Raw genomic sequence first — 9,221 nt, 5'->3', positions numbered from 1 at the left:
TTTCCAGATCCTGTAGGGCTAAAAGCGGATACCGTCTAAAGACGGTGGAGTTGAACCTCGCTTTTGGAAGTTAAAGTACGGAACGCAATCTCTCTTTACGTTTTGATTACATAGCGGTAGTTTACACGTATAAACATTCGATCTACGGGTTTAAATTCCTTCCGGACAACAAAAAAACACTTCAATCCGATATTATCGGCATTGAAGTGCTGTTCTACATTTAATATTAAACCGTGCACCTGCTATCGATCATTGCAATCCAAGCGGAACGAACATCGTCAGCTCAGGCTAGGCACTCCTTCGGCACATGAAGCATCTTGCTTACGGCTGCTTTCTTCCGAACCTGACCGGGTTCACAAGCGTTCATTGCGAAGGACCTGACCGTCAACACTGACAAACATCCGTCAGACCTTACATTAACAAGACCTCTAACAGGAATTCAACCCTGCTGCAGCGGATTGCAGGTTACAGGGCACCGCTACCTCCCCGTCTAGCACGGCATGAATAAGTATAGCGGATTGAGCGGCAAATATCAACCATCGGTTTTTGGATAAATCAGCTACTGCGTTTCACATTAACCCTGACGTCGTATCTGGGCAGCATATAGCTGACCGCTTCCAGAGCCTGGGCTTCAATCCTCTGGTATTCTTCCTGGCTCGTATCCCTCGGTACATAGACCGTTATGTCCAGGCGCCGGCCATTGAAGACGGTCCGAGTATTTTGAATCCCGCCGATCTCCCTGAGCGCATGATTGACCATTCGCCGGTCGGCAGAATAATTATGATAGGTTGGGCTTGTCGGGTAATTGGGATTGGCGCTTGTCGCACCCAGTAACCCATCATCCGGATAACTTCTTGCCCTTACTCCGTTATTTCCGCAACCGGACACAAGTAAGGAAAGACAAATAACGGATATCGCCCCGACTAACACTCCGGTTCTATTCATAATAAACAAACACCTCCCTTGGTCTTAGAATGACCTTAGAGAGGTGTGTTAATCCATTTCCCAAAAGGAAATTGCCGGATATTACATTCCGTATTTCTTCTTAAATTTATCTACACGTCCGCCAGCATCGACAAATTTCTGCTTGCCGGTGAAGAACGGATGGCAGTTAGAGCAAATTTCCACGCGGAGCTCCTGCTTTACGGACCCGGATTCAAAGGTGTTCCCGCAAGCGCAAGTGACCGTAGTTACATGGTAATTTGGATGAATAGCTTCTTTCACAATCTTTCACCTCTTTCCGCCCTGAATCTTAAACGTCGATCCAGAGTAAATGGACACATAAACGGATTATATCAAAACCATTTTTGTTGCGCAAGAGTCTATCATTGACAATTCCGAGCGGTCTGCGGTTCAGATTCGACTTTTATACAGTGAGCAAACTCGAAGGATACCCGCTTATCCGGAAAACTTTTATGGAGTTCCTCCGCTGCGATCCAACACTCTCTTCTTCCGCAGTCCTTCCGGAGTATGGGAATAGGAGCCGATGGCCACATCCGGCAGTTCCTCCTGGAAGATTTCAATCATCTGCTTCATCCCCAGGATCTCTCCCTGCGGAGCGGGAATTATATTCAGATATGCCTCTGGATCGATGTTCAAATTTCTAAGCTGAATCAATTTCAGGCCCGTTCTGCGTACGAAGCCTATCATCGCTTCGATTTCCTCTTCCCGGTCCGTCACCCCGGGGAAGATCAAATAATTGATAGACGTTAATACTCCTTTATCCGATGCATACTTCAAAGACTTTTCCACATTGGCCAAAGTATACCGGCGAGGTTTATAGTAAGCATTATAATGCTCGTCAAGCGCGCTGATCGTGCTGACACGCATCATATCCAGGCCTGCATCCACTATTCCGCGGATGAAGTCCGTCAGCCCGGCATTCGTATTGATGTTAATATAGCCCATATCCGTAATCCGGCGAACTTCACGAATGGCCGGTATAATCAGGGCCGCTTGCGTAGAGGGTTCACCCTCGCAGCCCTGCCCGAAGCTGATGATACTGTCTGGCGAAGTCAGCTGCTCCAGCATCACTTGCACGATTTCTTCCACCGTCGGCTTGAAATTCATCCGGGTCTGCGGCGCTACGAATCCGCTGTCCTCCGGCTGTTCCGAAATACACCCGAAGCAACCGGCATTACAGGAATAGGAGACAGGGACCGCGCCCTCCCAACGATTAAGGAAGGTATTGGATGCCGTCAAGCATTCATATTCCAAAGCACACTTGGACAAATGTTTATACAGCCGGTTCTCGGGATATTTATCCAGCCGGTCCGATACCTGCTGCTCCAACAGATCCGGATCACAGTTGACCGGATTCCAGCGATACGGATCGTCGCTCTGACGGGCCGCCACATAGAATCCATCCTCTTTCCAAACCACAGCCGTATATCCGAACAGAGGAAGCACCGCAGACCGATCCTTCTTCACATAGCCCGGCAGCAGAAGACGGGTAAACCCTTGCGGCAGCAGCGCCCCCACCGCAGCGAATGAGCCGTCCATCGCTTTCATTTCGCCGGTCTTCGGATCCATACAGACCGGACGGGTGGAGGGCAAACTGACCAATGTCGCTCCCTCCGGAAGCGGGATCAGCTCGTCTTCCATAATTTCCACGACCATATCCCCGCTGCGGCCAAGTGCCAGCAAATCGGGATGATCATATACATTGCCGTCTGAATCCGCATATACCAAATTCATTGTAGTGCCCCTTTATCTCGTCACCATCGGTGATGCAAGTTACTTATTGAAGTGTATATTCACGAACCGCAATCCGGACGCTTCATCCAATGATGTGTCCTTCACTTTTAGGAAGCGGAGTTTTTAACCTTTTTCCCGTTGGGTTGGGTTTCCAAAGTTTCCAGAAACTCGCTGTTCGTTTTGGTTTCCTTGAGCTTCTTGAGGAACGCCTCGACAAACTCATGGGATTCCTGCATATTTTTGCGGAGTGCCCAGATTTTCTCCAGCTCTTCCTTGCTCATAAGCATTTCCTCGCGGCGGGTTCCCGATCTGCGAATATCGATAGCAGGGAACACTCTGCGCTCGGCCAGCTTGCGGTCCAGATGAAGCTCCAGATTTCCCGTTCCCTTAAATTCTTCATAGATCACATCGTCCATACGGGAGCCCGTTTCAATCAAGGCGGTAGCCAAAATCGTCAGACTTCCACCCTCCTCGATATTCCGCGCCGCGCCAAAGAAGCGCTTAGGCCGGTGGAATGCCCCCGGATCTATACCCCCGGATAAGGTTCTTCCCGAAGGGGGAATGACCAGGTTGTATGCCCGGGCCAAACGGGTGATGCTGTCCAGCAGAATGACAACATCCTTCTTATGCTCCACCAATCTCTGAGCTCTCTCCAGAACAAGCTCCGCGACTTTAATATGGTTCTCCGGCAGCTCATCGAATGTGGAAGCTACTACCTCACCTTTAACCGAACGCTGCATATCGGTCACTTCCTCCGGTCTTTCATCGATGAGCAGGACGAACAGCTCGATATCCGGATAATTAGTGGATATGCTATTGGCAATCTCTTTTAACAGCAAGGTTTTGCCCGCTTTAGGCGGTGCTACTATCAATCCCCGTTGTCCTAAGCCTACGGGACTCAATAAATCCATGATTCGGGTTGAAAGAATGGAAGGAGATGTTTCCAGAACCACTTTCTGCTGCGGATATAGAGGAGTTAGGGCAGGGAAGTGCAGCCTTTCGGCCGCCGTCTCGGGCTTTTCCCCATTGACCGCCTCGACTTGCAGAAGACCGAAATATCTTTCATTTTCTTTGGGAGGACGACATTTACCGGAAACCAAATCACCCGATCGTAAGTCGAATTTGCGGATTTGAGAAGCGGAAATATAGATGTCTTCGGAACTGGGCAGATAGTTGATCGGCCTGAGAAAACCGAATCCTTCCTGCAAAATTTCAAGGACGCCTTCCATGAACATAAGGCCGCCCTTTTCTGCCTGTGCTCTAAGTATGGAGAAAATCAGTTCCTTCTTCTTCATCTGGCCGTAGTAAGGGATTTGATGCGTCTTGGCCAGTTTATACAAATCAGTTAACTTGAGCGCTTCAAGCTGCGCCAGCTGCATATCCATTGATTTGACCACCACACTATGAAATTTTAAAAGCAAGATTAGTATACCCAATTATTCCCTGATTGAGTCCTGCCCCGTGCCCGTTACCCTGACAGGTTAAGTAAAATCAGTCTATTCCATCCTCCAGACCTCTGCTCCCAGCATGGACAGATTCTCTACCAGATTATCGTAGCCTCTCTCAATATATTCAAGCCCGCTTACTTCCGTAATGCCGGAAGTGACCGTGAGTCCCGCCACGACAAGCGCGGCTCCTGCACGAAGATCGGTCGCCGTTACTTTGGCTCCCGACAGAGGAACTCCGCCTTCAATAATGGCAGATCGGCCCTCAAGCTTGATTCTGGCCCCCATACGCACAAGCTCGGGAACATACTTAAACCGGTTGCTGTACACGTAATCGGTCAGAATGCTCGTCCCCTTGGCTTGAGTCAACAAGCTGGCCATGGGAGATTGAATATCGGTGGCAAAGCCAGGATAAATCAAAGCTTTGACGTCCACTTGAGCATACTCCGGAGAACCGATAACCCGAATCGACTCGTCCAGTTCTTCAATGATAACGCCCATTTCCTGCAGCTTGGCTGTTACTGCCTCCATATGCTTCGGAATGACGTTGTCCACCAGAACATCCCCGCGGGTGGCCGCCGCTGCAATCATATACGTACCGGCCTGGATCCGATCAGGAATAATAGAGTGTCGGCAGCCATGAAGAGAATCTACGCCTTCGATGCGGATCGTTTCGGTGCCCACACCTTTAATGCGTGCTCCCATCGAGCTCAATAACGTAGCTACATCAATGATCTCCGGTTCTTTGGCGGCATTCTCGATAATCGTTACACCCTTGGCCCGCGCCGCTGCCAGCATAATATTGATGGTAGCCCCCACGCTGACGACATCCAGATAGATTCTGGCGCCGCGAAGCTGCTTCGCCCGCAGGTGAATGGCACCGCCTTCATTAGTCACTTCGGCTCCGAGCGCTTCAAAACCTTTAATATGCTGATCGATGGGCCGCGGTTCGAAGTTGCAGCCTCCGGGCAGGCCGACTACCGCCTCGCCGAACCGGCCGAGCAGAGCTCCCATTAAATAATATGAAGCTCTCAGCTTTTTGACGTTCCCGTTAGGAAGCGGAATAGATCTTAGACCTTCAGGATGAATGATCATCTGATCACCCTGCCATTCAATAGAAGCCCCCAGCTCCGTTAACAGCTCCATGTAAATGGCGACATCGCTTATCGCAGGCAGGTTGTCCAATGTTACCGTGGTCTCTGCAAGAATTGCAGCTGGAATGAGAGCAACCGCGCTGTTCTTGGCCCCGCTAATCGAAACCGTGCCGCGCAGGGGCCGCCCGCCTGCTATCATCAATTTATTCATTCCTATTGCTTTCCTCCTACCTCTGTGCACGGCAACGCAAAGACATTAAGGGAATTGCGCCTGTTACTGGAACGCAGTTCCCTTAATGAACATGAGCCGTCACAACTTAGGCTTGATTATTGCTTCCGAACAGCACCATTTTCGATTTGACGACTTCTACCATTGCTGCACGGGCAGGAGTCAAGTATTTACGGGGATCGTAAACCTTCGCATCCTTGGCCAAAACTTCACGAATGGCATTCGTGCAAGCTACCTGATTTTCCGTATTGACGTTGATCTTGCCAACACCGGCTTCAATAGCTTTGCGAATGGCCTCATCCGGTACGCCGGAACCGCCATGAAGAACTATCGGAACAGGAATGGCATCGGCCACTTCCCGGATGATGTCGAAGCGGATATTAGGCTCACCGGCGTACATTCCGTGTGCCGTTCCTACCGCTATTGCCAGGCAATCCACGCCGGTCTCTTCGTAGAAACGAATCGCTTCCTCCGGCTTGGCCAGGCTTGCATCGGCTTCATCCACGCTGATATCGTCTTCCACTCCGCCGATCGTTCCGAGCTCTCCTTCTACCGAAACTCCCATTGCATGGGCCGCTTTCACGACCTCTTTCGTCAGACGAATATTTTCCTCAAACGGATAGTGGGAGCCGTCGAACATAACCGAACTGAATCCGGCGCGGATACACTCCATGGCCACCTCGAAACTGCTGCCGTGGTCCAGGTGCAGAGCAATCGGAAGACCCGATTTCTTGGCTGCCGCTTCCGCAATAGCTACCGTGTACTCCATCCCCATATATTTCAAAGCGCCTTCGCTGACACCGTAGATAAACGGAGAGTTTAACTCCATAGCAGCTTGCATAATGGCTTGGGCAAACTCCAGGTTGTTCATATTGAACTGACCGACAGCAAAGCGGTTTGCTTTAGCTTTGGGTAAAAATTCATTCATTGAAACCAAAGGCATAGTCTTGTCCTCCCTTGTAGTGTGAAAGAGTGAAAGGCCGGATTGTCCGCGACCAATTACTGAGCTATTATATCACATTAAAACGGTGAATGGTAAATTGAAGATTATGCACCGCCGACAGGGACTGACGTAAACCGGCCTTAGAGTCTGGACGGAAGCAAATCCCCGTTTGTAAAGAGGCGGAAAAAAAGATCCTTATTCAGGATCCGACAGCATAATCGTGAGAAGACGAAAGACCCATCTGGGAATTAACCGCTACCCGAAGCTCATCAATATCGAAAGGCTTAGTAAAGTGCATCAATGCCCCTAAGTCTGTCGCTTCTTTAATCATATCCAATTCACCGTACGCCGTCATCATAATGACTTTTATCGAGGAATCGATTTGTTTAATATGTCTGAGAATGTCCAAACCGTCCATTCCGGGAATCTTCATATCCAAAAGGACCAGATCGGGAGGTTCCTTCCTAACAATATCCAGGGCCAGCTTACCGTTCGAAGCTTGGAAAGTTTGGTAGCCTTCACTGTTGAATACTTCTACTAGCAATACACGTATGCCATTCTGGTCATCAACAATCAGCAACTTCTTCTTGTCCAACAAAATAACCTCCTCCGGAAACCGATGATCATGTTAATGATTTACATTCGACAACCGAAGGAGCATTTCCTTCTGCCAGCCAGATTATTTTTTACATTCCTTGCCTGAAGGGCAGCCTGGCTGCCCCGATATTTACATCCCGGAATAGTTAAATGCAGCCTTCACAAATTCCCGGAACAGCGGCTGGGACCGGTTCGGCCGGGATGTGAATTCCGGATGGAACTGAACAGCCAGGAACCAAGGATGATCCGGCAGTTCAATAATTTCTACCAATCGTCCGTCCGGAGAGGTGCCCGATATTTTAAGGCCCGCCTTTTCAATCAGTTCGCGATATTCGTTATTGAATTCATAACGATGGCGGTGTCTTTCGTAAACCAGCTCTTTCTGATAGCAGCGCAAGGCCAGCGATCCGGCTGCCAGCTTGCAAGGATACAATCCGAGCCGCATGGTTCCCCCAAGATCCTCGATATCCTTCTGCTCCGGAAGCAGGTCGATAACCGGGTAAGGAGTGGTCGGATTAATCTCAGAGCTGTTGGCTCCTTCCAGCTTGGCAATGGAACGGGCAAATTCCACCACAGCGACCTGCATGCCGAGACAAATGCCGAAGAACGGAATCTGCTTCTCCCGCGCATACTTAATCGCCGCTACCTTCCCTTCGATGCCTCTATCCCCGAATCCGCCGGGCACGAGAATGCCATGCACTCCTCGCAGAACCTCATCCACGTTGCTTTCCTGGACTTCCTCCGCATCAACCCAACGGATCTTCACTTCCGTCTCGCTGTCAAATCCGGCATGGGACAACGCCTCGACGATGCTCAAATAAGCATCATGAAGGGCTACGTATTTACCGACAATGGCGATTTCAGTCTGGTGCTTAAGCCCCTTAACCTTCTCCACCATCTGTTCCCATTCCGTCATATCCGGCTTACCGCAATTCAGCTTCAAGTGGTTGACGACGATCTCATCCAGTCCTTGATCCCTCATCATTAACGGGATCTCATAAAGCGTGTCAGCATCCAGGCATTCCACTACTGCATTGGCGTCAATATCGCAGAACAATGCGATCTTTCTTTTCAAATCTTCCGCAAGAGGATGTTCCGTACGGCAGACGATGATATGGGGCTGGATGCCGATGCTTCTCAGCTCCTTGACACTGTGCTGTGTCGGCTTCGTCTTGACCTCGCCGGCCGCTTTGATGTAAGGGATTAATGTAACATGGATGTACATTACATTTTCCCTTCCGATGTCACTTTTGATCTGGCGGATCGCTTCGAGGAAAGGCAGGCTCTCAATATCTCCGACCGTTCCCCCGATTTCGGTTATGACTACGTCGGATTTGGCTTCCTTGCCCGCCCGGAATACCCGTTCTTTAATCTCGTTGGTAATATGGGGGATGACCTGTACGGTCCCGCCCAGATACTCCCCTCTCCGTTCCTTGGAAATGACAGAGGAATAGATTTTGCCTGTCGTCACATTGCTGTTCTTGGTTAAATTGATGTCGATAAAGCGCTCGTAATGGCCGAGGTCCAAATCGGTCTCCGCGCCGTCATCCGTCACGTATACTTCTCCGTGCTGGTATGGACTCATCGTTCCCGGGTCGACATTAATATAAGGATCGAATTTCTGAATCGTCACCTTTAACCCCCGGTTTTTAAGCAATCTTCCCAGAGAAGCAGCAGTAATCCCTTTGCCAAGGGATGAAACGACGCCGCCTGTTACAAAAATGTATTTGGTCACAATGTTTTACCTCCTGCGTGATCTCCTGACACTGACATGATGTAATTGAATTGGACGTCTGCCAACGTTTAAGATTGTTATTCCCACATTCACTCCATAGAAAAAAATCAAGCTTCGCCACCCAAGCGAAAGTTGATCCTCTCCTCCGCGGCAAAGCCTCACCGCACCCCTTATTATCCGGCTAAAAAAATAAAAAGTGACACCCGTTGACACGGGGCACTTTAGTTAGAATTGTGTATAAAAATCACGCTAATTTTCTAGCCCATGCTATAGTTTACTCTGTCACGTTACGGCTTGTCAAGTAACGCGAGCACGGAGCCGTGCCGTGGGGAAAATTCCCATTTAGACCCCCATGCCGCTGACCGCGGCACCATCAGATGATGAAAATGGATGGATTTTCAAGGTAGACCCCCATGCTGCTGACCGCGGCACCATCAGATGATGAAAATAGGGTTGTACGCTATAATTATTTTACGGCTGG

8 protein-coding genes and 1 other RNA gene are annotated in these 9,221 nt (G+C 49.7%); all 9 read right to left on the bottom strand.

Going from position 1 to position 9,221, the window contains the following annotated elements; translation table 11 throughout:
• Nucleotides 1–231 precede the first annotated feature (231 nt).
• Nucleotides 232–499: signal recognition particle sRNA large type (ffs, locus tag FS806_RS24440), an RNA gene on the bottom strand.
• Nucleotides 500–555: 56 nt separating this feature from the next.
• A complete protein-coding gene (locus tag FS806_RS24435; RefSeq protein WP_144941882.1) occupies nt 556–945 on the bottom strand; it encodes a hypothetical protein in 390 nt (129 codons plus the stop codon).
• An 81-nt stretch (nt 946–1,026) separates the two neighbouring features.
• A complete protein-coding gene (rpmE, locus tag FS806_RS24430; protein ID WP_144941880.1) occupies nt 1,027–1,224 on the bottom strand; it encodes a 50S ribosomal protein L31 in 198 nt (65 codons plus the stop codon).
• 189 nt (nt 1,225–1,413) lie between these two features.
• Nucleotides 1,414–2,697 (bottom strand): radical SAM family protein, encoded by a 1,284-nt coding sequence (locus tag FS806_RS24425; RefSeq protein ID WP_144941878.1) that lies wholly within the window; start codon nt 2,695–2,697, stop codon nt 1,414–1,416.
• A 107-nt stretch (nt 2,698–2,804) separates the two neighbouring features.
• Nucleotides 2,805–4,082 carry a transcription termination factor Rho gene (gene rho / locus FS806_RS24420; protein ID WP_144941876.1) on the bottom strand — a complete coding sequence of 426 codons (1,278 nt, stop codon included), beginning with the start codon at nt 4,080–4,082 and terminating at the stop codon, nt 2,805–2,807.
• Nucleotides 4,083–4,193: 111 nt separating this feature from the next.
• Nucleotides 4,194–5,447, bottom strand: coding sequence for a UDP-N-acetylglucosamine 1-carboxyvinyltransferase (locus FS806_RS24415; protein WP_144941874.1), 1,254 nt, complete (start codon nt 5,445–5,447; stop codon nt 4,194–4,196).
• 106 nt (nt 5,448–5,553) lie between these two features.
• Nucleotides 5,554–6,408, bottom strand: coding sequence for a class II fructose-1,6-bisphosphate aldolase (gene fba, locus FS806_RS24410; RefSeq protein ID WP_144941872.1), 855 nt, complete (start codon nt 6,406–6,408; stop codon nt 5,554–5,556).
• Nucleotides 6,409–6,607: 199 nt separating this feature from the next.
• Nucleotides 6,608–7,003: a response regulator gene (locus FS806_RS24405; protein WP_144941870.1), complete on the bottom strand. Its 396-nt coding sequence runs from the start codon at nt 7,001–7,003 to the stop codon at nt 6,608–6,610.
• A gap of 132 nt (nt 7,004–7,135) precedes the next feature.
• Nucleotides 7,136–8,740, bottom strand: a complete 1,605-nt coding sequence (locus FS806_RS24400; protein WP_144941869.1) for a CTP synthase — start codon at nt 8,738–8,740, stop codon at nt 7,136–7,138.
• Between the last annotated feature and the right edge of the window lie 481 nt (nt 8,741–9,221).

Origin of the sequence: Paenibacillus sp. 32O-W (assembly GCF_007679495.1) — a bacterium.
In the GTDB taxonomy this organism is placed as follows: domain Bacteria; phylum Bacillota; class Bacilli; order Paenibacillales; family NBRC-103111; genus Paenibacillus_L; species Paenibacillus_L residui.
This window is presented reverse-complemented; position numbering and strand designations above follow the sequence as displayed.

Bases quoted from the DNA above. Each gene is read 5' to 3' on its own strand.
- FS806_RS24435 (WP_144941882.1), bottom strand. From the start codon at position 945: ATGAATAGAACCGGAGTGTTAGTCGGGGCGATATCCGTTATTTGTCTT.
- FS806_RS24425 (WP_144941878.1), bottom strand. From the start codon at position 2,697: ATGAATTTGGTATATGCGGATTCAGACGGCAATGTATATGATCATCCC.
- rho (WP_144941876.1), bottom strand. From the start codon at position 4,082: ATGGATATGCAGCTGGCGCAGCTTGAAGCGCTCAAGTTAACTGATTTG.
- FS806_RS24415 (WP_144941874.1), bottom strand. From the start codon at position 5,447: ATGAATAAATTGATGATAGCAGGCGGGCGGCCCCTGCGCGGCACGGTT.
- fba (WP_144941872.1), bottom strand. From the start codon at position 6,408: ATGCCTTTGGTTTCAATGAATGAATTTTTACCCAAAGCTAAAGCAAAC.